At 36.0% G+C, this 24,014-nt stretch carries 24 protein-coding genes; 20 read left to right on the forward strand and 4 right to left on the reverse strand.

Annotated features, from left to right (window positions below; all coding sequences use genetic code 11):
• Positions 1 to 127 precede the first annotated feature (127 nt).
• The 5 genes from H9655_RS04690 to H9655_RS04710 all read left to right on the forward strand — a co-directional run bounded on the left by H9655_RS04690 (position 128) and on the right by H9655_RS04710 (position 6,317).
• Positions 128 to 1,066 (forward strand): alpha/beta hydrolase, encoded by a 939-nt coding sequence (locus H9655_RS04690; protein ID WP_191811440.1) that lies wholly within the window; start codon positions 128 to 130, stop codon positions 1,064 to 1,066.
• An 85-nt stretch (positions 1,067 to 1,151) separates the two neighbouring features.
• A complete protein-coding gene (locus tag H9655_RS04695) occupies positions 1,152 to 2,765 on the forward strand; it encodes a flavin-containing monooxygenase (protein ID WP_191811442.1) in 1,614 nt (537 codons plus the stop codon).
• Between the two features lie 15 nt (positions 2,766 to 2,780).
• Positions 2,781 to 4,277, forward strand: a complete 1,497-nt coding sequence (locus H9655_RS04700; protein WP_191811444.1) for an aldehyde dehydrogenase family protein — start codon at positions 2,781 to 2,783, stop codon at positions 4,275 to 4,277.
• Positions 4,278 to 4,289: 12 nt separating this feature from the next.
• The gene (locus H9655_RS04705) at positions 4,290 to 5,342 is read left to right on the forward strand and encodes a zinc-binding dehydrogenase (protein WP_191811447.1); all 1,053 of its coding nucleotides are present in this window, start codon (positions 4,290 to 4,292) and stop codon (positions 5,340 to 5,342) included.
• Between the two features lie 222 nt (positions 5,343 to 5,564).
• Positions 5,565 to 6,317: a class I SAM-dependent methyltransferase gene (locus H9655_RS04710; protein ID WP_191811449.1), complete on the forward strand. Its 753-nt coding sequence runs from the start codon at positions 5,565 to 5,567 to the stop codon at positions 6,315 to 6,317.
• A 76-nt stretch (positions 6,318 to 6,393) separates the two neighbouring features.
• On the opposite strand, the gene H9655_RS04715 is transcribed toward H9655_RS04710, so the two are convergent.
• Complete coding sequence (locus tag H9655_RS04715; RefSeq protein ID WP_191812632.1) at positions 6,394 to 7,347, reverse strand: calcium/sodium antiporter; 954 nt, start codon at positions 7,345 to 7,347, stop codon at positions 6,394 to 6,396.
• Between the two features lie 369 nt (positions 7,348 to 7,716).
• Between H9655_RS04715 and H9655_RS04720 the strand changes: the two genes are divergently transcribed.
• From H9655_RS04720 to H9655_RS04740, 5 genes are all read left to right on the forward strand, one after another.
• Complete coding sequence (locus H9655_RS04720) at positions 7,717 to 8,382, forward strand: response regulator transcription factor (RefSeq protein ID WP_191811451.1); 666 nt, start codon at positions 7,717 to 7,719, stop codon at positions 8,380 to 8,382.
• Positions 8,370 to 9,278, forward strand: coding sequence for a sensor histidine kinase (locus tag H9655_RS04725; RefSeq protein ID WP_191811454.1), 909 nt, complete (start codon positions 8,370 to 8,372; stop codon positions 9,276 to 9,278). The genes H9655_RS04720 and H9655_RS04725 overlap by 13 nt, the downstream gene beginning before the upstream one ends.
• Positions 9,279 to 9,386: 108 nt before the next feature.
• A complete protein-coding gene (locus H9655_RS04730; RefSeq protein ID WP_191811456.1) occupies positions 9,387 to 10,076 on the forward strand; it encodes an ABC transporter ATP-binding protein in 690 nt (229 codons plus the stop codon).
• Positions 10,060 to 12,426, forward strand: a complete 2,367-nt coding sequence (locus tag H9655_RS04735) for an ABC transporter permease (RefSeq protein WP_191811458.1) — start codon at positions 10,060 to 10,062, stop codon at positions 12,424 to 12,426. Before H9655_RS04730 ends, H9655_RS04735 begins: the two co-directional genes overlap by 17 nt.
• 481 nt (positions 12,427 to 12,907) lie before the next feature.
• Entirely contained in the window at positions 12,908 to 13,651 is a 744-nt protein-coding gene (locus H9655_RS04740) for an alpha/beta hydrolase (RefSeq protein ID WP_225230446.1), read from the forward strand.
• Between the two features lie 299 nt (positions 13,652 to 13,950).
• Here H9655_RS04740 and H9655_RS04745 read toward each other — a convergent pair whose 3' ends face one another.
• Positions 13,951 to 14,286, reverse strand: coding sequence for a winged helix-turn-helix transcriptional regulator (locus H9655_RS04745; protein WP_191811460.1), 336 nt, complete (start codon positions 14,284 to 14,286; stop codon positions 13,951 to 13,953).
• A 137-nt stretch (positions 14,287 to 14,423) separates the two neighbouring features.
• Between H9655_RS04745 and H9655_RS04750 the strand changes: the two genes are divergently transcribed.
• The 4 genes from H9655_RS04750 to H9655_RS04765 all read left to right on the forward strand — a co-directional run bounded on the left by H9655_RS04750 (position 14,424) and on the right by H9655_RS04765 (position 18,056).
• Positions 14,424 to 15,368: an NADP-dependent oxidoreductase gene (locus H9655_RS04750; protein ID WP_191811462.1), complete on the forward strand. Its 945-nt coding sequence runs from the start codon at positions 14,424 to 14,426 to the stop codon at positions 15,366 to 15,368.
• Positions 15,369 to 15,470: 102 nt separating this feature from the next.
• Entirely contained in the window at positions 15,471 to 15,917 is a 447-nt protein-coding gene (locus tag H9655_RS04755) for a VOC family protein (protein ID WP_191811464.1), read from the forward strand.
• 229 nt (positions 15,918 to 16,146) lie between these two features.
• Positions 16,147 to 16,893, forward strand: a complete 747-nt coding sequence (locus H9655_RS04760; RefSeq protein ID WP_191811467.1) for a dihydrofolate reductase family protein — start codon at positions 16,147 to 16,149, stop codon at positions 16,891 to 16,893.
• A 617-nt stretch (positions 16,894 to 17,510) separates the two neighbouring features.
• On the forward strand, positions 17,511 to 18,056 hold the full coding sequence (locus H9655_RS04765) for an NADPH-dependent FMN reductase (RefSeq protein WP_191811469.1): 546 nt from the start codon (positions 17,511 to 17,513) through the stop codon (positions 18,054 to 18,056).
• Between the two features lie 175 nt (positions 18,057 to 18,231).
• Here the strand turns inward: H9655_RS04765 and H9655_RS04770 are convergent, their stop codons facing one another.
• Both H9655_RS04770 and H9655_RS04775 read right to left on the reverse strand, forming a co-directional pair.
• A complete protein-coding gene (locus tag H9655_RS04770; RefSeq protein WP_191811471.1) occupies positions 18,232 to 18,993 on the reverse strand; it encodes a SurA N-terminal domain-containing protein in 762 nt (253 codons plus the stop codon).
• A 264-nt stretch (positions 18,994 to 19,257) separates the two neighbouring features.
• A complete protein-coding gene (locus H9655_RS04775) occupies positions 19,258 to 19,437 on the reverse strand; it encodes a hypothetical protein (protein WP_191811473.1) in 180 nt (59 codons plus the stop codon).
• 335 nt (positions 19,438 to 19,772) lie between these two features.
• On the opposite strand from H9655_RS04775, the gene H9655_RS04780 reads away from it, so the two are divergent.
• The 6 genes from H9655_RS04780 to H9655_RS04805 all read left to right on the forward strand — a co-directional run bounded on the left by H9655_RS04780 (position 19,773) and on the right by H9655_RS04805 (position 23,989).
• A complete protein-coding gene (locus tag H9655_RS04780) occupies positions 19,773 to 20,255 on the forward strand; it encodes a GNAT family N-acetyltransferase (RefSeq protein ID WP_191811475.1) in 483 nt (160 codons plus the stop codon).
• Between the two features lie 511 nt (positions 20,256 to 20,766).
• The gene (locus H9655_RS04785) at positions 20,767 to 21,654 is read left to right on the forward strand and encodes a hypothetical protein (RefSeq protein WP_191811477.1); all 888 of its coding nucleotides are present in this window, start codon (positions 20,767 to 20,769) and stop codon (positions 21,652 to 21,654) included.
• A 27-nt stretch (positions 21,655 to 21,681) separates the two neighbouring features.
• On the forward strand, positions 21,682 to 22,458 hold the full coding sequence (locus H9655_RS04790; protein WP_191811479.1) for a hypothetical protein: 777 nt from the start codon (positions 21,682 to 21,684) through the stop codon (positions 22,456 to 22,458).
• A gap of 7 nt (positions 22,459 to 22,465) precedes the next feature.
• A complete protein-coding gene (locus H9655_RS04795) occupies positions 22,466 to 22,984 on the forward strand; it encodes an NUDIX domain-containing protein (protein WP_191811481.1) in 519 nt (172 codons plus the stop codon).
• Complete coding sequence (locus H9655_RS04800) at positions 22,977 to 23,615, forward strand: NUDIX hydrolase (protein WP_191811483.1); 639 nt, start codon at positions 22,977 to 22,979, stop codon at positions 23,613 to 23,615. The genes H9655_RS04795 and H9655_RS04800 overlap by 8 nt, the downstream gene beginning before the upstream one ends.
• Entirely contained in the window at positions 23,615 to 23,989 is a 375-nt protein-coding gene (locus H9655_RS04805; protein ID WP_191811485.1) for a VOC family protein, read from the forward strand. The genes H9655_RS04800 and H9655_RS04805 overlap by 1 nt, the downstream gene beginning before the upstream one ends.
• Positions 23,990 to 24,014 lie beyond the last annotated feature (25 nt).

The raw sequence follows: 24,014 nt of genomic DNA on the forward strand, positions 1-24,014 counted from the left end.
CATATTTGTATTTTGACTTAAAGTATGTACTGTTTTATCAAAAAGTAGGAATAGTTGTTAGAATATTTAGATTATACAATATCATTGTAAGCGATTACAATTTTCTAAGTAAAAAGGAGGAGATCATTTGGCAAGTTTATCTGAAAGGGCAAAATTGTATTTAGAGAGCTTTTATTCTGGTCCGAAAATCGAATCATTTGATCCAATTGAATTAAAGGAAATTCAGAAAAATGCCCCAATACCTGAACAAAATATTTTACCACATATTCATCTAAGAGAAGAGCGCTTAATTAAAGTCAATGATGGAGCAGAAATACGATTATGTATTTATTCACCGGAAGGAGAAGGGCCTTTTCCAGCACTAGTTTATTATCATGGAGGCGGTTGGGTCATTGGTTCTGTTGAAATGTTTGAAGCTGCCAATCGATTAGTAGCGACAGAAGCAAAAACGGTTGTTATCTCTGTGGATTATCGTCTTGCTCCGGAAAATCAATTTCCCATTCCAATGAATGATTGCTATGCAGCACTAGAATGGGTAGCTAATCATGCAGACGAGCTTAAAGTAGATTTAACGAAAATTTCTGTTGGTGGAGATAGTGCTGGTGGGAACTTATCTACGGTTATTGCCAAGAAAGCTTTAAACAATGGCCCATCCATTCAATCACAAGTTCTTATTTACCCAGTTACAAACTTAGAATTTAATACAGATTCCTATAACGAATTTGCTGAAGGATTTGGTCTCGATCGAGATTTGATGAAATGGTTTGGTATCCATTATGTAGGAGATGAAAAACTGTATAATCATCCCGATGTATCACCATTAAAATACGATTCCGTTCAAGGGTTACCTCCAACGCTTATTATCGCAGCGGAAAATGATGTTTTAAAAGATGAAGGAGTTGCTTATGCAGAAAAGTTAAGACGGGACGGTGTACCTGTTCAATATGAAGTGATCTCAGGCGCAATCCATGGTTATTACGGTAATATGGATTTCTTTGAAGAAGAAACAAAAGAGTCCGTTCAACATATTGTGAGATTTTTAAACAAAGTCGAACAAGGCGTATAAAAAGTGGTAATCAAGTAAATTAAGTTCAAATCTTACATTCTCTTTTTTTAAAAATTATCTATTACAGTACAAAGGAGGATAAGAAATGACTCAATATTTTGACGCGGTAGTGATTGGCGCTGGCTTTTCTGGAATCTATATGACGTATAAGTTACGTAAAGAAGGTTTTTCTGTGAAAACATTTGAAAAAGCAGCTGGAGTTGGTGGCGTGTGGAATGTCGCTAGATATCCTGGTGCCCGGTGTGATTCAGATAGTTTTTACTATAATTTTATGTTTTCAGAGGATTTATATAAAAAATGGTCATGGTCTAAAAGGTTTGCTGGCCAAGATGAGATTTTGAGCTATTTAAATTTTGCGGCTGATGAATTAGATGTTAAGAAATATATGCAATTTAATACTGAAGTAAAATCGGCAGTTTGGGTTGAAGAACATGCAGTTTGGCACATTACAACGGGAAACGGTGAAGAGTTCACAGCAACTTACCTAATTTCAGGTGTCGGCTGCCTATCCACCTCGAGTATTCCTAATTTTAAAGGAATTGAAAATTTCCAAGGTGAAAGCTATCATACTGGCGAATGGCCAAATACAACTGTTGATTTTAGAGATAAGCGTGTTGGAGTGATTGGCACAGGCTCTAGTGGTGTTCAATCAATTCCCGTCATTGCAGAATCAGCGAAAGAAGTCTATGTTTTTCAACGAACACCTCAATATTCTGTACCTGCACGGAATCGTTCATTTACAAAAGAAGAAGTTGATCAATTTAAAGATGAGTTTCATTCAGCACGAAGCGTCATGTTAACCTCACCTTCAGGGTTGCCCATTCCTAAACCAACGAAATCTGTAGTAGAGACGCCAGAAGAGGAACGTAATGAAATCTTAGAAATGGCTTGGGAAAAAGGCGGGATGATTTTAAATAATGCATTTAATGATATAACAACTGATGAGAAATCAAATGAGTTAATTTCAGAGTTTCTCAGAAATAAAATTCGTGCAAATATCAATAAACCTGAAGTGGCTGCCCATCTCCTCCCATATTATTACTACGCAACAAAACGGCCCATCTTAGATACAAACTATCATGATACGTATAACCAAGAACATGTAATGTTAGTGAATTTACAACAAGAACCGATTGAAGGTATTACTACAAATGGGATTCAAACAAAGGAACAAGAATACCCATTAGACATCATTATTTTTGCAACTGGTTATGATGCAATGACAGGAACGCTATTGAAAATAGATATAAGAGGGCGTGAGGGATTATCACTTAGAAACAAGTGGAAAAGTGGAAAAAAAGTTGAGACGTATTTAGGACTTGGCTTAGCAGGATTCCCAAATTTCTTTATGATTACTGGACCACAAAGCCCTTCTGTTTTAACGAATGTACCAACAGCCATTGAACAACATGTAGAGTGGATATCAGATTGCTTAAAGTATATGCGTGATCATCATGTAAAAACGATTGAGCCAACCGAGGGTGCGGAAAGGGAATGGAGCATGAAATGTCAAGAGATTGCCGATAACACTCTGTTTACGAAAACAGCATCCTGGTATACAGGGTCTAATATCGATGGAAAGTCCCAGGATTTCTTAATTTATTTAGGTGGATTAGACAATTATCGCCAAATATGTAACGAAGTATCACAACAAGATTACAGAGGATATGCTTTTGAGTTTAATAAAATTGAAGCTTAATTAGGAGGAATGAACATGGCTAATACTATTTTACAGATTAATCCGATTGTTCAAGAGTTTTTAAGAGGAACAAAGAAAATGTTTTTAAATGGAAAATGGGTTCCGGCAAATAAGGGAAAAGTGTATGAGTCCATTAACCCAACAACGAATGAAGTTTTGGCGAAAATTTATGAAGGTGATGAGGGAGATCTTGATATAGCAGTTAAGGCTGCCAGACGAGCTTTCGAAAGTAGCTGGAAAAACACAGCTCCAAGAGAGAGAGCAAGATTATTAAATAAGCTAGCGGACTTATTAGAAGAAAATTTAGAAGTTATTACGCAACTGGATGCCCTTGATTATGGGGGGACACTTGCAGTAGCAGGTGGCTTTGCTGAGAATGCTGTACATCATGTTCGATACTATGCTGGTTGGGCAACGAAGCTTTATGGAAATACGCTCGACCTTACTAGTGGTGGAAAGATCCATGCTTTTACTAAACGTGAACCTCTAGGTGTTTGTGGTCAAATCACATCTTGGAACTTTCCTGCTTTAGTTGCATGTTGGAAGATTGCCGCTCCACTTGCGGCTGGGAATACTGTTGTGATAAAACCTTCGCAACAAACATCTCTATCGACTTTATATATTGGTAAATTAATAGAGGAAGCTGGTTTTCCTCCTGGGGTTGTTAATATTGTTACAGGTGCAGGAGGGAAGCTTGGGGAAGCGATTACATCACACCCAGATATCGATAAAATTGGTTTCACAGGCTCAACAAGTGTAGGAAGACGGATTATGGAAAAAGCGTCGAAATCTTTGAAAAAAATCACGCTTGAACTAGGAGGGAAGTCGCCAAACATTATCTTTGCAGACGCTAATTTAAACAAAGCGATTCCTGGTGCAATTCAAGCGATCCTAATGAATACAGGACAAGTGTGTGCGGCAGGCTCACGTTTATATATTGAACGTTCTGTATATGATACTGTGAAAGCTAAGCTCGTTGAAATAGCGGAAAGCTTTATTTTAGGTGATCCCCTTGATCCAAACGCGCAAATGGGGCCACTCATTTCTAAAACACAAATAGCTACTGTTGAAAAGTATGTTGAACTAGCCAAAAAAGATGGAGCTACCATTCTTACTGGAGGCAAACGACCTACTAGTCCAAACCTTCAACAAGGGAACTTCTATTTACCAACAATTATCGAAGGACTTGATGAAAATTGTCAGTCTGTCTATGAGGAGATTTTTGGTCCTGTCCTTTGTATTATACCTTTCGATTCAATCGAAGAAGTCATAGAAAGAGCCAATGCAACAGAATATGGGCTAGCTGCAGGTGTGTGGACGACAAACATAGAGACAACGCATAAAATGGTTGATTCATTAAATGCGGGTTCTGTTTGGGTCAACGAATATTTTTTAACTGATGACAATATCCCATTAACTGGATTTAAGCAAAGTGGAATGGGATCGGAATTAGGTTTAGCAGGTATCGAAGCCTATACAAAAGTAAAAAGTGTTGCCATTAAACATGGATAGGGAGCTGATGTTATGAAGGCATTAGTAATTGAAGGAATAAAAAATGCAATTGTTCAAGAAGTACCTGATCCTACAATTGATGAAAATGGGGTGATTGTAAAAGTAAAAGCAAATGGCGTTTGCCGTAGTGATTGGCATTACTGGGCAGGAGATATACCGATTACCCAAAAAATATTAGGTCACGAATTTACCGGAGTTGTCGAAGAAGTAGGGAAAAATGTAAAAAACTATAAAAAAGGAGACCGCGTTATCGTTCCTTTCTCAGGTAGTGATGGTACATGCCCATATTGTCTACAGGGCCACTCTAACCTCTGTCATTCTTCTTATATTCCTGGATCGACTTATAATGGTGGATATGCGGAGTATGTAGGTGTTCCATTGGGTGACCGTAATATTATTCCTTTAGCAGAGGAAATTAGTTTTTTAGATGGTGCAGCATTAGGTTGTCGTTTAATGACAGCTTTTCATGGAGTAGTCGATCGAGCAAAAGTGGAACCAGGTGAGTGGGTTGTTATCTATGGATGTGGAGGAGTGGGCTTAAATGCCATTAATATTGCTGCTTCCATTGGTGCAACCGTCATTGGTGTCGATATTAATCCAAAGAATCTAGAGTTGGCTAAGCAAATGGGCGCACATGTAGTGATTAATAGTAAAGAAGTAGATCCGGTTCATGCAGTGAAGGAAATCACTGGTGGTGGGGCGAATGTATCTATTGACGCCCTTGGTATTGCAGATACATGTTTAAATGGGATTCATAGTTTAGCCAAACGTGGTCGCCACTTACAAGTTGGCGTGACAACAAAAGTTGAAGATGGAAAAATTGCCTTACCTATTGATCAAATGGTTATGCAAGAAATCCAATTTATCGGAACTTTAGGGATGCCGAATCACCGTTTTGATTCATTACTTCCTTTAGTATTGCAAGGGAAAATAACACCAGGTAAGATGGTAACAGCAGAAATCAGTTTATCTGAAGTAACAAAAATCTTTGAAGAAATGAGCAATTATAATACATCAGGAACCTACATTGTCACAGAATTTGAGAAAAGCACTGTAACTGCATAAAGTAATGGAGCGTCCTTTTTTAGGATGCTCTTTTTTGTTTTTTTTAGAAAAATTTTATATCTAACAACATAATCGAATGAATATGGCAATAGTAGGTGTAGAGAAATGAAAGGAATAAAAGAATAATAAAAAAGGATGTAGATTTCGCTTAAGGAAAAATACGAATAATTTGCAGGGTTTCACCACTTTAAGGTCGAATGTATGTTCTTAAGAGGTGAAAGAATGAATAATGAAACGTTAATACAAAACAAAAAAAGTTGGGATCAAGCTGCAGAGAGATTTTTTGCTAGAAACCCGCTGCCTGAATATGGTCCGTTCGCACCTACTGAAGAAGATTTACAGTTATTCGGTGAGGTGAAAGGAAAGAGGATATTGGAATTAGGATGCGGGAGTGGTCATTCAATCAAATATCTAGATGGAAAATCTCCTAGTGAATTATGGGGGCTTGATTTATCTCATGTACAAATTCAAACAGCTAAGCACTTATTAGCAGAAAGTAATACATTGATTCAATTATTTGAGTCTCCAATGGAAGCGAATCCTGGTATTCCGAGTGCATATTTTGATATCGTCTTCTCAATATACGCGATTGGATGGTCGACGAATTTAAGCAAAACGTTGGCCAATGTCTTTCAATATTTAAATGATGGTGGTTTATTTATCTTTAGTTGGGAACATCCACTATATAATAGAATGAGCCATCAAAATGGACAACTCGTTATGACTAAAAGCTATCATGAGGAAGGTGCATATGATCATCATGCATGGCAGGAACCAGCAACAATGCAACAATATAAATTAAGTACATATATCAATTTACTAATTACTTCAGGGTTTCATATTGAGCAAATAATCGAAGAGGTCTGTATATCAGAAGAAGATAAAGATAGACATAGTAATGGCTGGTATTCACCTGATAAAGCTAGTCTATTACCGACTAGTTTTATTATCAAATGTCGTAAGCCAACTATATAGGGCATACTAACAAAGACTTTCAAACTAGAAATGAAAGTCTTTTTTTATCATTCACATTTAATGATTTCATCGATTTTTAATTCCGAATAATAATATAAACCAAATAAATAATGTACGCGAAAACGAGTATTAATCCTTCTCTTTTGCCGATTTTAAAACGGGTCCGCGAGAATATAAATAGGACAACCGTCAGGATTATCATTAGAATGACGTCAATAAAGACTTTATCATTCACGGCTAATGGTGAGATGGTTGCCGATGCACCAAGTACAAATAAAATATTAAAAATATTACTGCCTACAATATTACCCAATGCGATTTCGCTTTCTTTTTTTAACGCTGCAGTAATCGAAGTTACTAGTTCTGGTAGAGAGGTACCTATTGCAACAATTGTTAATCCTACTAATGTTTCACTCATACCAAGGGAGTACGCAATTTCTGTACCATTGTTAACTACTAAATTCCCCCCAAAAATAATGGCGGCCAGACCTAAAGTCGAAATGAATATATTTTTACCCCAGGTAAGGTCTTGAGGAGTAGATGTAGTTTCTATATTTTGCCGACTTTTTAGGCCAATTTCAATGACATAATACATAAATATAGATAAAAATAATAAAAAGACAAGTCCGTCACTACGAGTCAGTAGATTACTGTCAAAACCCTGCAAAGTTATATCACTCATCAGAATGAGCAAAGTAACACTTGCAAGAAATGTGAAAGGGATTTCTTTTTTTATTGTCTCACTTTGTACTTTCAATGGATATAAAAAGGCAGTAGCCCCTACCACAAGTGTGATGTTAAAGATATTGCTCCCGAGCACATTTCCTAGTGAAACATCTGCACTTCCTTCAAGTGCGGCAATAATACTGACAGTAGCCTCAGGTGAACTTGTTCCAAATGCAACGATCGTTAACCCAATTAACATGGGTGGGACCCTTAGCAACCTAGCAATATTGGAAGAACCGTCAACAAAAAGATCGGCTCCTTTAATCAATAAAGCGAATCCAACAATTAATAAAATATAAGTCATCATCCGCACTCCCCTTTACATATATACATATCTTCTATTATTTTCTTCCTACACCTGTATATACTATGTAGTTGTTAAGGATGTATATTAAGTTTAGAAAAATAAAGCGCTTATCAATTACTCATAGGAAATTCCAAAGTTATGTTAAACAGTCATGATAGTTGTTTGCAGAAATTATGAGAAGTACTTAATATGTAAAGAAGATGAATCTACCTAATTGAGTGGCCAACTTGTAGTTTTCAATTAAAACCTTAAGAGATAGTGGATTAATTTTTGCTAACATCTTATAAAAGGCTAGTTAATCGTACCAAAAGGAATAATAAGAGGGGACAGATTGGTGTCAATAGTCTCTAGGAAGGAAGCGTAAGTATGAAAAAAATTCTAGTAATAGAGGATGATATCGCGCTGAATCAGGGCATTACTTTGAGTTTGAAACAAGATAATTATTCGTTTACTCAAGTATATACATTAGAAGATGCGACGGCTGCTTTACATAAGGAAATATTTGATTTAATGCTGGTAGATATTAATTTGCCAGACGGAAATGGTGTTGAATGGATTCAAGCTATGATGAAAAATGACTTGTGTCCTTTTATTTTTCTTACAGCTAATGATCTTGAAGTCGATATTGTGAGAGGGTTAGAACTTGGGGCAGATGACTATATAACGAAACCATTCAGTTTAATGATCTTACGGGCAAGAGTCTCGGCAGTGTTTCGTAGACAACAATCTCAACAGAATACAGATATTTATCAAATAGGAAATTTTTATTTTAACTTCGAAAAAATGCAATTTATGAATCAATCAAAGCCTATAGAATTAAGCAAAACGGAACAGAAATTGTTGCGCTTATTAATCGTCAATAAAGGGCAAACACTACAACGAGAACTGTTGATAGACAAAGTATGGTTGGATGAATCAGCATTTGTTGAAAAGAATGCACTTTCAGTTGCTATTAAAAGGTTAAGAGATAAGTTAGGGAAAGAGAATAGAATTGAAACAGTGTACGGGATAGGCTACTCATGGAAAAAATAGCTATTTTGTTAGTTGTAATTGTAGCCATTATAAGTACATGGCTAATTGGAAAATGGTATTATGAGCGAAAAATTAGCCGTATTTTAAATCGCTTATCTGAGATGATTGAATCAGCGAAGAACGGACAATTTAGAGAATCGACGTATGATGAGTCTAAATTATCAGCGGTAGAATCAAAGATGAGGCAGTATCTCTTAGAAAGTGGAACATCTAAAGAACAGCTTTCAAAAGAACGTGACGAAATAAAGACATTAATATCTGATATAGCACATCAAACAAAAACACCCATTGCCAATATTATGCTCTATGGGCAACTGTTAGATGAGGAAGGCTTATCAATGAATGGAAAAACATACATTAATCAATTAAACCATCAAACGACAAAATTAAGTTTTTTAGTACAAGCATTAGTTAATTCCTCTCGATTAGAAACCGGAATCATACATGTGACGCCAAAACAGCAGTTACTGAAACCTTTGCTACAAGATATTATTCAAGATTTGCGGCCAATATTTAACGAGAAGCAACAAAGGATTGATCTTCAATGTGGAATAGAACAAGCTAGTTTTGATTATAAATGGACAAAAGAGGCGTTATTAAATATTGTTGATAATGCTAATAAATATACGAAAGAAGCAGGAAAAATAACAATTAAGGTACTTGAATATGATAGCTTCTGTAGGATAGATATCCAGGACTCAGGCATTGGTATAAAAGAATCTGAAATTAACAAGATTTTTATACGTTTTTTCCGCTCTAAAGAGGTGTATCATATGGAAGGTGTAGGGATTGGCTTGTTTTTAACAAGAGAAATTATTATGCGCCAAGGTGGTTATATTAAAGTTGCCTCTAAACCAAATCAAGGATCGTTATTTTCCGTTTTTCTTCCAAAATAATAAATACTTTTCATTTCTTTCAATTGTGATAGATTTCAGAAAGAACATAGAAAGATTTAATTTTTACAATCACATTGTTAACGAACAAGTATTTTGGAGGAGAGACATATGAACATAGTTACGGCAAACGCTTTAAAAAAATACTATGGTAGTGGAACGAATATAGTAAAAGCATTAGATCATACTACCTTACAAATTGAGCATGGAGAATTTGTAACGATTATTGGGACATCAGGTAGTGGGAAATCCACTTTACTCCATATGCTCGGTGGTTTGGATTATCCAGATTCAGGTGAAGTCATTATTGATGGACAATCGTTATTTACCTTAAGTGCTGATGAATTAACCATTTTTCGTAGACGTAAAATCGGTTTTATTTTTCAACAATTTAACTTAATCCCCGTTCTGAATGTATATGAAAATATTGTTTTGCCAATAGAACTAGATGGTAACCAGGTGGATGAGGAATATGTCAAGGAGATCATTACACTATTAGGATTGAAGGAAAAAGTATACAATCTGCCTCATCAATTGTCAGGTGGACAACAGCAGCGTGTGGCTATAGCAAGAGCACTGGCTACAAAGCCGTCAATTATACTTGCAGATGAGCCTACAGGAAATTTAGATAGTAAAACGAGCTTAGATGTAATTGGTTTATTAAAAGTAACAAGTGATCGTTTTAAGCAGACGGTTATTATGATTACACATAATGAAGAAATCGCGCAAATGGCCGATCGCACCATTCGAATTGAGGATGGGCAGATCGTAGGTGGTAATGGTTATGCTGAAGGTCAATAATCAAAAGGTCATTAAAACATTATCCAAACGTTTACTTAAAGAAAATAAGTCTAGGAATAAAGTAGCTTTACTGGCGATTGTTTTAACAAGTTTTATGTTGAGTGCATTGATTCTTTTTGGCATGAATGCTAATCGGTTTATTGAAGTCAATTGGATTCAATCTGCGGGAACAGCAGCTGATGCGTATTTAACAAATCCGACTGAGTTACAGTTATCCACTTTAGATAAAGCATCTTCGGTTGAACGAATAGGACAAATCACACAAGCAGCAAGTAGTGAAATTGGTGATGACCGTATTGAATTAAGTTATTTATCAAAAGAAGCCTATCATATGAAACAAGATGCATTATATCCAATTAACGGAGAATACCCTAAAAAGCAAGATGAAATCATGCTCTCGAAGGAAGCAGTTGATTATTTAACTGGTTCAACACCGAAAAAGGGAATGGAAATTGAGTTGCCGATTTTGGATGAGCACGGGAAACAAGTGATGCAGGAATTTACTCTCACAGGGTGGTTTACTGATCCACTTTTTTCAAAGGATCCTTTTGCCAGTATGGGGTTTGTTTCAAAAGCCTACTTAGAAAGCACCAATCACACATTAGAAAATAACGGATATGCAGATATTCAGTTTAAAAGAGGAATTACCCCATTAGATGAAGTAGAACGGTTAGAACAGCAAGTGAATGTATTTGATTCGCAGCAATTCGCAACATATTTTAACTTATCTGGATCAAGTGATCAGATGATGATGCTTGCAGGTATTGGAGTGGTTGTTCTTCTTATTATGTTTAGCGGATACCTACTTATATATAATATCTTCTATCTATCGATTTCACACGATATTCAGTCATATGGATTATTGAAAACAATTGGTACTACTGCTAAACAGCTTCAACAGATTATTAGAGGACAAGCATTGAGACTTTCTGTCATTGGTATCCCAATTGGTAGTGCCCTAGCTATTGCTTTAGCTTTTGGTTTTGCTTTATATGGCGGTCTACCGAATTTCTTTAGATATTGGCAAGTACAGTTAGTACTTATTTTGTTAAGTAGTTTATTCTCATTTATGACTGTCTTTATTAGTGTATGGAAGCCGGCCCGAAAGGTTGGGAAGATATCACCAGTAGAAGCGACTCGTTATACAGATATAAAAGTTCAAAGTAAAAAAACGAAGGCAACAACCAATGGTGGAAAAATAGGGAAAATGGCATGGAGAAACATTTTCCGACATGGAAAAAGAACAACGGTGGTTTTTATGTCCTTATTCTTTGGATTGACAACATTTTTATCGGTTTTTACAATTGTTGAAAGCTTAGATATTGAGAATTATGTATCCAATTCAATGATAAGTGATATTGAAATTCGTAATGGCTATATGATGGATGATGAAGGAAATTATGAACCAGTTTACAATTTATCGCACAAACTAATTAAGGAGTTTGAAACAGTTTCTGGAGTGACAGACGTTAGTCCACAGTATGAATCAAAATATAAAGCGGAATTTTCGGATGCATTTTCCTCTTATTATCATTGGGCTAAGGATAGTATTTCAAAAGCAGAACTAGCAAAGCGATTTGAGGGTGAAATCATTAGCTTGAAAAATGAGGATTTTGAACGTTTATTGAGTCTTCATCCTGCTAAAGTAAATAGCAATAACGATTTATCAAGGGAAAAGACGGTGTATTTACGGCAATCACTTGAGGGAATCTATGAACTTCCGAGCAATTTTGTTATCACACATCCGATAACAGGTGAACAATTTAGAGTCAATTTTGGCGGCTACTTACCACTCAATCTAGATTCATCCGGACTCAATAACTGGGCCCCAACATTAATCGTACCGGAAAAATTCATGGAGAACTTCAATGGTAAATATCAACCCGAGATCGGTTCGGTCTATGTGTCTGTCGAAAAAGGAAAAGACAAGGAAGTCCAACAACAAATCCAACAGATATCCGAGGAATACGGTGTTTTCCAATTCGAAACAAAAGAAGCCATACGTGATAGTTTGCAGCTATCAAAAATTGCGATCTCACTTATTGGCGGCGGATTTTCTGTTCTTCTTGCCTTGATAGGCATTGTCAATTTTATTAATATCATGTTTACGGGAATCATTAATCGAAAACAAGAATTATCTGTATTAGAAAGTATTGGTATGACAAGAAAGCAAGTGAAAAAGATGGTTGCGACTGAAGGCGTATATTATGCTATGATCTCCTTGGGATTAGTATGGACAATAGGGAATGGAATAGCCTATGGATTATTCGTCTTATTTAATTCAGTCTCAAAATATGCAGTCTATCAGTTTCCACTCATACCAATGGTGGTTGTGTCAATAGTAAATTAATTATTTGTATAACAGTTCCATTGCTAACTTTCAAAAAAATGACAAAACAATCAATCACTGAGCGATTGAAGGAGAATATGTATTAAATGCGGATATGATACTAAGAATCGGACCGCTGAAACTGCCATGCAATAGCAAATTAGATTACAAATTCATTAATGCAAGAAAAATTGATAACCAGAACTCTCGATGATAGTAAATCTGTAGTAATTGTAGAATCTGCCGATTATACAATCTATCCTTTTTTTGCGAGCGAGTGGATGAATACATTACGGTTTCTGCTCTTGAAAAGATTGTAATTATGTTAGGGCAGATAAGAAACTCCATTAATAAAGTAATAGGAAAAAGAGCAAAAAATATCGAATAAAATCATAACACGTAAAAAATCGAGCTTCCTAGCCAAGAAAGCTCGATTTTTTGCTTCTAGAATATCGCTATTAGGTTTCTTCTTTCAAAAGTATTAAGGGAGGTGCAGTTAGAATTGCATAAAGTTTTTTCATTTCAATCAACAATTATGAATCAAACAAGAACGATTCGCATGTATATACCGAAACATTACTTTAATACAAATAAACGGTTACCAGTGCTTTACATGCATGATGGACAAAATATCTTTCGAGATGAGGATGCGATTGGTGGCGTCTCTTTATCTTTAGAAAAAGTGTTTAATGAACAAGATTGTCAAATGATTGTTGTCGGGATTGATTGTATCCAAGCACAAAGAATAGAAGACTATTGTCCGTGGCAAGGGGGTGAGTATAGTCAGCAATTTCACATCGATGACAGTTGGCAACCAGATGGACAAAGATATATTGAGTTTGTAACAAATGAACTGAAACCATTTATAGATAAACATTATCGTACAAAGTCTGATAAGACAGCTATAGCAGGTATCTCTTTAGGTGGACTTATATCTCCTTATGCGGTTTGTGTTTATCCGACTATCTATAATAGTATGGCAGTTTTCTCTTCCTCATTTTATCGAAATCAAGAAAAAATAGAAGACTTAATTAGAAAGTCAGATATCTCACATGTAAATAAAATTTATATGGATTGTGGTAGTTTAGAAAGTGATGATAATAAAGTCAATCAGGCTTTTATTCACTCTAACGAAGAAGTTGCGAAGGCATTTCAGACAGAATTAACCATTATCAATGGTGCTAAACATGATTATTCACATTTTAGGCATCGTGTAGGCAACGTATTAATAAATTTGTTTTCTTAAAAGGGAGAAAATTGTAATTTAATTGAATAGAGGGTTATGGTTTGTAAACTTACTATTTTTCTATAGGGGTTCTACCAACAAAAAACGCGGAAAACATACGCTAAGCAACTTTCATACTAAAAAAGTCACTTCATACTTAAGGATTCGACTTGTTTATGTTTGACAAAGTTAATGGAGCTCCGTTAGAAAAATAAGCTGTACAATTTCAAGGAAATATAAACCAAAAACAAGAGCATACTCAACTCTACATGTTGTGCTGCTCTTGTTTTATTTAATTATCCACTAGTTATAATAATGTATTATTTTTCTAATTTTTGATAATCCGTTGCCCACTCCTCTAGTGCTGTAAGAACTGGTAAAAAGTTAACTCCAATCTCTGTTAATGAATATTCAACTTTGGGTGGGACTTGTTTATAAACTTCTCGGTGAATCAATTTATATTCTTCTAATGCCCTTAATTGTTTTGTTAGTGCTGCTTGAGTAACATTAGGTAGTTTTTTTTGTAATTCGCCAAAACGCAGTACTCCTTGGCTCAAAAAATACAATATAACCATATTCCACTTTCCACTTATTATTTTTTGCACTGGTGCTATCGGACATTGTGTTATGTCTATTTCATCATTCTTAACTTTCATGTAATCACCCCATAGTATACTTTTTGATAGTATATATATTTTTTTATCGTACTTTTATTTTATTATTATACTAATTATACTATGAATAAGCAAAAAACATTATTCTTATAAAATGAAAAGAGAGGAATGTTTATACTATGAAAAAAATTCTAATGCGTGAGTACGGCTCTGAAGATGTTCTATTTGAGGCGAATGAAAACATACCATCTATTACTGCAAACCAAATATTAATAAGAATGGTGGCAGCAAGTATAAATAATATTGATACAGTGATTCGAAAACAGGGGCTACCAGCGTCAGTGCCCACAGGATTGCAACCTAAATTTCCCCATTTGCTAGGTCAGGACTTTTCTGGAATCGTTACGCAAATTGGTGAAAATGTCACAGAATTTCAAGTTGGAGATCACGTTATAGGTATCACTTTTACGGGGACATATTCAGAATATATTGCTGTAGATGAAGCTAGCTATGTTGCTAAAGTACCAAATGATCTCGATTTGATACCTCTTGGGGGCTTAGGGGTAGTTTCTAGCACAGCGTGGAGGTCTGTTATCGGTCATGGTCAAGTTAAGCCTAATCAAAGAGTCTTGATACATGGTGGAGCAGGGGGTGTGGGTAGTATGGCTATACAACTTGCAAAAAATGCAGGTGCCTATGTGATTACGACAGCAACCGAAAGTAACAAGGATTTCCTAAAAGAACTTGGTGCCGATGAAATAATTGATTATACAACAGTAAATTTCGAAGAAGTCATTCATGATATTGATCTGGTAATAGACACAGTCGGCGGGATAACTCAGGATAAAAGCTATAGAGTAATGAAATCTTCTGGTAAGATGTTTTCTACTGCTCAAGTACCTGACCAAAAGAAAGCTGTTGAATATGGCGTCGAAGCTCAATATATAAGCAGTGACATCAGAACAGAAACATTACATTCAATTATTAACTTATATACTGAAAAGAAGCTAATCGTTCGTGTTAATAAAATATATCCTTTTACATTAGATGGTATCAAAACTTCACACAAAGATTTCGAAAATGGCCCAAATAATGGAAAGAGAATTATTTCTTTTAATAAATAAAAATAAATTTACTTTACGAAGAAAATAATTATCTAATCTGTGATTTGACTATTCTACTTCTATATAGGTAGCAGAATGTTATAAGGAAATGGGGCGGTGGAATTGAAAAATGAACTTTTCCAAGGAACGATTGATCACACTGGGATCGTAGTACCTAACCTTAGGGAAGCAGTTACATTTTTTACAGAAGTTTTAAATTTCGAAGTATTATTTCAGGCTCAACCTATGAAGTTTGAGGACGACCGATTAAAACAAAGCTTTGGTGTTCATGAAAAAGCATTTGTTGAAGGTGCAGCATTCCTCCAATATGGTGGGAAGAAAATAGAGCTTGTTCAATGGACTGACCCTGAACAAAATAGTGGACCAAAGCCTGCAGATATCGGCACAGCACATTTAGCCATTTCAGTAACGGACCTCAAAAAAGCTTACACTTATTTTGAAAATACTCCTGGTGTATCAGTTAGAGTATTTAGTCCAATAGGATTCTTCTATATTACTAGCCCATGGGGCCTTGAAATTCAAATTGTAGGTACAGAGCAATCAAAATAGTATTAGTCTTATTTTTTTAAGTGAGATTCATCCAAATGAATTTTTATCAAGCTCATGTTGGATCCCAAAGTATTAAACGAATTGTACATTTATGTGGAATCATTCAAAGTTCACAAAATGGTTTACAGTCGCTGTTAATGATTTAAGAAATAAAGTAAGCACGAAGTGAATATTACCACATTCAAGAATCACTTGAAAGAACACATCAAATAATCAGGAGGAAACCATTATGACTAGACCCCATATTGTATGCCAGATACTCGCTACCATCGACGGAAGGACCAAGTACGATTTTTTAAGCCTTGAGGATGTATATCCTGTATCAAAAGTCTTTAACAGCAAGTTTACAGAATACAAGCCGGATGCATTTGCCGCCGGTCGCGTTAGTTTGGATGGCAGTTTTGCTTCCAACGACCCGATTGATTTAGCACCTTTTCATGGCAAGGAAATAAACCGCAACGATTTTATCGCAAATGCCGATGCAGGATTATATCTAATTGCTATTGATGCAAAGGGCAAGCTGAAATGGAAAACCAATATGACGAGTGCAGACTATGGCGTGAGCGGTAATGCCCATGTGGTGGCGGTGCTTTCCGAAAATGTAGATAACGCTTATCTCGCCTACTTGCAGAGTATTGGCGTATCGTATATTTTTGCAGGGGCAGAAGCGCTCAACTTTACTGCCGCAGCCGAAAAGCTGTACAAATACTTTGGTATCAAAAAAATGATTGTGGAGGGCGGACCGATGGTGAACGGCTCCTTTGCTTATGAAGGCCTGATAGATGAGTTGAGTCTCATTGTCGCTCCTATTGTGGACGACTCAGTGGAGAAATCATCTCTGTTTGAAAAAAGCCCTTCCCTTACCGGGAATATCCCTCCTATGGAGTTTTCCTTTGAAAAGATGGAACAAGTGGAACAGGATATTATTTGGCTGAATTACAAGAAAAAAGGTGTATCCTATTCATCCAAAGATTGAAAGTAGGCAACTCCAACATTCTTTATGTAGGGACAAGAGTTCAGACAAAAAAGAAGCTTAAATAGCCCATCCTTTTGTACAGTTTGTTTGATTTAAATTGAAAGCCGATAAGGAAAAAAGGAAGAAAGGATTGTAAAAAGCTACTTAATCCCTGGTAATATAGACAGGCTCAATCGAGGCAAAAGAGCCTGTCCTTCCTAATCAACGTTTCTACAAGCAGAAGTATATGTATATACAACAGGGTCAGAACGTAATACTTAGTTTTTAAAACAACTAGGAGGAGACGAAGTCATTAACTATAAAACCTCTGACAATAAAGCGCGACGATTTTATCGCAAATGCCAATGTAACATTATAACTAATTGCTATTGATACAAAGGGCAAGCTGAATGAAAAACCAATATGACGAGTGTAGACTATGGCGTGTACAGTTATGGTAAGGATGCTCATGCGGATATTTAAGAATTGAAACATTTAAAAAATTTTTTATAGCCTGAGAAGGATGAGCGAATATTTAAAGGTACCAGTCAGCAAATAAGCTTGGTCCGTTATCACATTATTATAATATGGGTAGCATGACATAAACAAAAGTTGACTAGAAATTAGGAGGATTTATTATGTCAGTAAATATCGGAATTATTTTAGGTAGCACACGAGTAGGTCGTTATAGTCCAGCAGTAGGCGAATGGGTTAAGCAAATTGCCGATAACCGTGAAGATGCAACGTTTGAAATAATAGATATCGCAGAATTTGATTTACCATTCTTTTGCGTGACATTAATGGAAGATGAGCGTGTGCTTCGTTGGAATGAAGCGATTGCGAAATGCGATGGATTCATTTTCATTGCACAAGAATATAATCACTCGATTACAGGTGCATTAAAAAATGCGTTAGATTTCGGCCGTGAACCTTGGAATAACAAAGCGGCAGGTATTGTATCTTACGGCGCACTTGGTGGAGCGCGTGCAGCAGAACACTTACGAGGTATTTTAGGGGAGCTTGCAATTGCGGATGTTCGTACACATCCAGGTCTTTCAATTTTCACAGATTGGGAAGAACGTACAACATTCAATCCAGCAGACTTACATGTACCAGTCGTAGAAAAAATGATGGATGAAGTCGTTTCTTGGAGTGCAGCACTGAAAACAGTACGTGAAAAATAGATGATGCCAAGACAAGGATTAAGGAATATTGATAGTATGATTCTTGTAGCGAAATAAATAGATTACAGACGTCTAGGAAGTCCTAGGCGTTTTTTAAAACAAAATAAAACTGCACCTCCACTGTTAGATCATGTCTAACAGATAGGGTACAGTTCAAAGTGGTTAGCGTTTAGTTTTAAATTTTAATATCAACTTTCCCTTTTTCTTTCAATTCATCAACATGTTGAGCAAGTACTTCTTGTTGTTTTTGTTGTTGGATAGATGCTTTAATTTGTTCTTTTACATCTTCAAGTTTAGGCACTTCTTGATCGGCACCTTCACTTTGTGTTTTTACTTCTTCATAAGCTTTTTTGATTTCATCTTCTGATACTTCGCCAGTAGGTACTTCTTTTTCAACGTATTGGTTGAATTGAATGCTATTAGCGATTTGTGCTTTTAGTTCTTTTTCATCTAATTGAGATTGCTCTAGGGCAGCAGCAAAGGCTTTTTCATCTTCAAATTGACCTTTTGTCTGCTCAAACTGTTCATTGATATCTTCTTCAGAAGCTTTAATCCCTTTTTTATCGGCTTCTTGAAGGATAAGTGTTTGTCCTACAAGGCTATCAATTACTTGAGTCTTCATTTGTTCAGATGTTTCTTTAGTCGTTGGGTCTTGACCCATTTGTTGCATTTGCCCTTGTAGTGTAGTAAGTGTCAAATTATAATCAACACCTAAGATTTTTTCATCATTAACTACAGCAACAGTTGAATCATCCTCAACCATTTGTTCGTCTAATTTCTTCTGCATTTCTTCTTGTTTTTTCTTATCTTCAGCAGATAGTTCAGTGTTTTGTCCTTCGTCCTTCTTCTCAGCATCTTTTGCTTCTTCGTCTCCTCCACAAGCAGCTAAGAATAGCACCATCAAACTTGTCATTAATAAAACTGTCCATTTCTTCATAATCAATCTCCTTCCTGCAAGCAGAATGATTTTTTGATTAAAATCATCTAGTGCGCATTATATAGTATGTTTGGCTAAAAAGAAACCAATAGACCCTCCAATTATGAGATGTAATCAAATTGAAAAATCAATAAAAATTTTTACTATTTACATATGATACCAGCAAAACGGGAGATTAGCCATTCTTTTTATACTAAAGAGGAGAAATTGCCTGTTCTTTTATTACAAAAGTAACAAGAATTATAAGAATTTTCAGAGGTAATATCACATACTTAAACCTAGATAAGTTATGATAGAAAGGAGAAGGATAGAGGATATGCAAATGGCTTTCTTTGCGCGACTTGCACCTTTCAACCAACCCCATCTTTTTCTATCCCTATCAAAGTAACAATAATCAACAGCTATAATTAAAAAGAGAAAAGTAATCATACCTAACAAATTCATTGGTAATAGACCTCCTAAAGTTAGAATGTAGTCTTCTATAATTATATGGAAGGTTTCTACTATCTATGAAGCTTAAGCAGAAAAATGAGTGATAAGAAGCAAAATGATATCCATTATTAGTGATTCTTTCATCATTCATGATATTTTGCTGACGCGACTTGTACTTTTCTACCAATCACATCTCTTTTCTATCCAAAGCCAAGTAAAAAATAATCAATCACAATGATTAATATTAGAAGAGTGATCATTCCATTAGAATATAAATTCTTTTCATATTGTACGGAAAGATTCCTTCTATCATGACATTAAGCAAAAGAGTATAAAGGAGCCAGATTATGTTAATAAAACCCGCAACGAGCGATGATGCTGCCATCATTACCGAAATTATGCAAGTTGCATTTAGAGAATATAATAATCCCCCAGCTAGTGCTTTAATAGAAACAACGGAAGAAGTAAGGAGTGCACTAGAGAATGGTGAACAAAGTTTAATTTGCTATGATCAAGATATTCCAGTGGCGATGGTCCGGTTAAAATTCACAAATAAGGAGCTCTATTTTTATCGCCTCTCTGTACTGCCAACCTATCAACGAAAAGGGATTGCAAAGCTATTGTTAAAGGAATTAGAATCCTATGCAGGTAATTATGTAGTTACCCAGCTTGTTTGCAAAGTTCGAATGACTGCCCCTAAAAATATCTTATTATATCAATCAGTTGGTTATGAGATCTTTGATCAAGTAATAGTCCGGAAAGCAAATGGCGTTGAAATCCCTGTTGTTCACATGAAAAAACAAATCCAACTAGTCAAGATAACGGGTTAAAGATGACGACGGTAACAGTCAATTGGGATGGAGAAATACAATTATCATGGAAAAAGAGTCAAACACTTCCTAATATAGAATACATCACAAGTACTTATGGGTTTTGTTTTAGAAACAGCAGTTATTACTTGTACATGTACAAAATCGGGGCTGGGATATTCCTGACAGTCATCCAGAAGTAGGGGATGTGAAAGAAAAATCTTTCTCTCTAGGATATAAACAATCTTAAGTGGACTGAAGAGAGTCTTTTTTCTTATGAACGTGGCCGAAGAACTACCATTAAAGGGGGAGATGAGTCTGTTCAACGAAAAGGGTAAATTTCAGATATCGCCATTGAAAGGTATTAGAAATTAGATAAGACAGATTGAACGATTGACCTTAGGAATATCTCAAAGTCTATTGTTTAGTTTTCGTTTTATCTTTGATGAGCAAAAAAATCAGGTGAAAAAATGGATGAACCACACGCAAATCGTATATACATTCAAGACACTATGATTAAGGAGGAAACAGAATGAATAATAAAACGAAGACCTGGATGCAGCGTAATGCTCGCCCACTTGAATTGGCGCGATGGGAATACCTATTTGAGGGAGGGTCGCGAGAAAGGGTCATTCAGTATTTAGCGTCCTATCAAAATGAAGATGGAGGCTTCGGTAATGGATTGGAATCGGATTTCTGGCTGCCAGCTTCTTCGGCTATCGCGACATGGTCAGCGTGCCAACAATTGCTAGAAGTACATGCCACTAAGGATGAAAAGATAGTAAGGAATCTCATAAACTATTTAGTACTCTCTTATAATAAAGAGGCGGAATTTTGGCTCACAGTAACACCCGAACATAACCTTTACCCTCATGCCCCTCATTGGCACTATACAAAAGATGTTCAGTCTATGTGGATGTATAATCCATCAGTTGAATTAGCCGCCTATCTGATACATTGGTCTAGCGAGGAGAGTGAAGCAAATAAGTTGGGGTGGCATGTAATCGAAAAAGCCTTTACCTATCTGCAACAAGTGGAAGACATGGGGTTTCATGAGATTAATAATTTTCAGAAGGCCGCCCTCTTATTACAGGACAAAATGGGTGAAGCCAAAAAGGTGCTCGCTAAAATCCATCAACTAGCAGAGAAAGCGATAAACAAAATACCAGATACATGGGGGAAAAGTTATGGTGCACTGCCACTAGATTTAATTCATAATAAAGAGGACCTTTTATATCATCAATATCGCGCTCTTGTTGAAGAAAATATTGTTTACTTACATAAAACAGTCACAACGGAAGGCATATGGAACCCTAATTGGGATTGGGGAGAAGATGAGCTAAACTTTGCTGTAGCCAAACAACAATGGATAGGCATTATTGCCATTAATAATCAGCGGAAATTGCAGATTTTCCAATAATTATTTGGCTTTTTAGGAGTTGACCATATGAACAAGGATAAAATCCAATCCATTCTATCCTATATAATGAATCTATTAACTACACTTACTTGCTTACTTATGCTACTTCATGTCTTCCTTCTAACTAGTGTTGGGTTTGATTTATATGAATGGAAGCAGTCATATCAGTCATGGGTTTATCTTTATTGCATCATTTATGCTCTACTTGTTGCTGTGATCATTGATGAGTTTTCAGCTAAGTTTTCTATATCCTTGGAAGCTCAGACTATTTTTTATACAGTTGCTGGTTTTGGCGCTTTCTTTCCTCTAACGGGTTTTACCGTTTTTACGGTTCTCGCTGGAATGGCAGCTGCCATTGTGGCTGGAATCTTTTTCATATGCTACAGGGTTGTGAAACATTACCATAAAAAGTTATGGGCAATTGTTCTTCTTCTGCCCGTGTTATTTGCATTATCCACCATCGATTATACAGAGAAGAAAGACTGGCATGAACAAACGTCAGAAAACTCATTTTCTGCACAATTTGCTCATTTTAACGGCATGCATTCGATTCCTATTACACTTGCTCGTGGTGAAAAAGTCAACATGACCATACACTTTTCACCTGAAAATGAGGGCGGCTATGGTTATTATATTTTAGACGGAAAAGGTCAAGATGTGTTTTTTCAAGTTATTGAAGCAAATGATCAAGACATGCACAATAGTTTACTCTCTTTTAAAGCGGATACAATAGGTGATTATCGTGTTATAGTAACGGGTTCAGATGTAAAGGGGAGAATAAAAGTTAATTGGGAAGTGGAGTGATTCCTGAGTGAGATTAAGACAAATGGCCGTTGCGTTTTTAATCAATCAAAATGATGAAGTTTTATTATTACAAAAACCTTCCTCTCACGCATTTCTTCCGGGGAAACTCGTACCAATCGGTGGTCATATGGAGCCAGAAGAGTTAAATGACCCAGAACGAACAATTATAAGAGAAGTGAAGGAAGAGACTGGTCTTATTTTAGATAAATTACAGTTAAAGTATATTGTTCATAGATTAAGAGCAGATGAAAATGAGGTAAGGGTTCAATATGTTTTCTTTGCAAAATTAAAGGAGGATGTAGCATTCATTTCAAGTGATGAAGGAGAATTGTGCTGGATCAGGATGAAGGATATCGAAAAAGAAAACGTATCTGAAACGTCGCGGGCTATTGCTAGTCATTATAATGAACATCCGGAAAATGAAAAGATCTATACCGGCACAATGAAATCAGACAACGGAAAAGCCACTATGACTTGGAGTGTACTAGAAGATTGGTTGAAAGGAAAGGACTGTATTCATGACTAAAGAATACTTGAAAATCTTTGATGAACAATACCAGGAAATTGGTATAGCAACAAGAGACGAAGCGCATCACAAAGGGTATTGGCATGAGGTCTTTCATTGTTGGCTACTAAGTCAAGAAGGAGAAACAGACTATCTCATTTTACAAATCAGAAGTGCGCAAAAGAAAGATTATCCCAACTTGCTAGATATTACTGCTGCCGGGCATTTATTAGTGGATGAGACAATTGAAGATGGTGTTAGGGAAGTAGAGGAAGAGCTAGGCATCAATGTCTCTATAAAACAACTTACCTCTGTTGGTATGCTTCACTATGCCATAGAAACGGAAAAGATGAAAGATAGAGAGCATGCACATGTTTTTTTACATAGCGGAGTATTCCACTTAGAACAATTTTCACTTCAAGAAGAAGAAGTAGCTGGTTTGGTAAAAGTAAAATGGGGTGACTTTTGTCAGTTATGGGCAGGAGAACTAGATAGCATTCCTATTATAGAACAAACTATCATAAAGCCATTACAAAAAGGTCAGTTGAAAGCTACTGTGACCAAAGAGCATTTTGTACCACACCCACCATCATTTTATCAAGATGTCATTAAAATGATTGCACCATTCGTAGTGAATAAAGGAGGCATGTGATGGCTTTCAAAATTGAACTCTTTGTAGAAGATTTGCACCAGTCGGTTCGTTTTTACAAAGAAATAGTAGCTTGCAGTCTTGTTAAACAGAGTGAGAGTAGTGCCTTGTTTAAGAATGAAGATACTTTCCTCTTACTCACAGCAGACTCCATCCTAGACGAGGACCATTACTTTAGAAAAAGGAATTTGGCAAATAAGGGCGTGGGCGTAGAGTTGATTTTAAGTGTGGAGGATGTCAATTATCACTACAAACAAATCACAAATGTCACACCAGAAGTCATAGAATCACCTATTAAACACCAAAGTTGGGGGGCAACTGATTTTAGAGTCATTGACCCAGATGGATATTATATACGGATAACTTCAAAAGGATAGACTCCAGTACAGTTGAATAAAAAAA

This window comes from Cytobacillus stercorigallinarum (assembly GCF_014836495.1).
In the GTDB taxonomy this organism is placed as follows: domain Bacteria; phylum Bacillota; class Bacilli; order Bacillales; family Cytobacillaceae; genus Cytobacillus; species Cytobacillus stercorigallinarum.

Coding starts and splice junctions, on each gene's coding strand:
- H9655_RS04695 (WP_191811442.1), top strand. CDS start 1,152: ATGACTCAATATTTTGACGCGGTAGTGATTGGCGCTGGCTTTTCTGGA.
- H9655_RS04700 (WP_191811444.1), top strand. CDS start 2,781: ATGGCTAATACTATTTTACAGATTAATCCGATTGTTCAAGAGTTTTTA.
- H9655_RS04705 (WP_191811447.1), top strand. CDS start 4,290: ATGAAGGCATTAGTAATTGAAGGAATAAAAAATGCAATTGTTCAAGAA.
- H9655_RS04710 (WP_191811449.1), top strand. CDS start 5,565: ATGAATAATGAAACGTTAATACAAAACAAAAAAAGTTGGGATCAAGCT.
- H9655_RS04715 (WP_191812632.1), bottom strand. CDS start 7,347: ATGACTTATATTTTATTAATTGTTGGATTCGCTTTATTGATTAAAGGA.
- H9655_RS04720 (WP_191811451.1), top strand. CDS start 7,717: ATGAAAAAAATTCTAGTAATAGAGGATGATATCGCGCTGAATCAGGGC.
- H9655_RS04725 (WP_191811454.1), top strand. CDS start 8,370: ATGGAAAAAATAGCTATTTTGTTAGTTGTAATTGTAGCCATTATAAGT.
- H9655_RS04730 (WP_191811456.1), top strand. CDS start 9,387: ATGAACATAGTTACGGCAAACGCTTTAAAAAAATACTATGGTAGTGGA.
- H9655_RS04735 (WP_191811458.1), top strand. CDS start 10,060: ATGCTGAAGGTCAATAATCAAAAGGTCATTAAAACATTATCCAAACGT.
- H9655_RS04745 (WP_191811460.1), bottom strand. CDS start 14,286: ATGAAAGTTAAGAATGATGAAATAGACATAACACAATGTCCGATAGCA.
- H9655_RS04750 (WP_191811462.1), top strand. CDS start 14,424: ATGAAAAAAATTCTAATGCGTGAGTACGGCTCTGAAGATGTTCTATTT.
- H9655_RS04760 (WP_191811467.1), top strand. CDS start 16,147: ATGACTAGACCCCATATTGTATGCCAGATACTCGCTACCATCGACGGA.
- H9655_RS04765 (WP_191811469.1), top strand. CDS start 17,511: ATGTCAGTAAATATCGGAATTATTTTAGGTAGCACACGAGTAGGTCGT.
- H9655_RS04770 (WP_191811471.1), bottom strand. CDS start 18,993: ATGAAGAAATGGACAGTTTTATTAATGACAAGTTTGATGGTGCTATTC.
- H9655_RS04775 (WP_191811473.1), bottom strand. CDS start 19,437: ATGAATTTGTTAGGTATGATTACTTTTCTCTTTTTAATTATAGCTGTT.
- H9655_RS04780 (WP_191811475.1), top strand. CDS start 19,773: ATGTTAATAAAACCCGCAACGAGCGATGATGCTGCCATCATTACCGAA.
- H9655_RS04785 (WP_191811477.1), top strand. CDS start 20,767: ATGAATAATAAAACGAAGACCTGGATGCAGCGTAATGCTCGCCCACTT.
- H9655_RS04790 (WP_191811479.1), top strand. CDS start 21,682: ATGAACAAGGATAAAATCCAATCCATTCTATCCTATATAATGAATCTA.
- H9655_RS04800 (WP_191811483.1), top strand. CDS start 22,977: ATGACTAAAGAATACTTGAAAATCTTTGATGAACAATACCAGGAAATT.
- H9655_RS04805 (WP_191811485.1), top strand. CDS start 23,615: ATGGCTTTCAAAATTGAACTCTTTGTAGAAGATTTGCACCAGTCGGTT.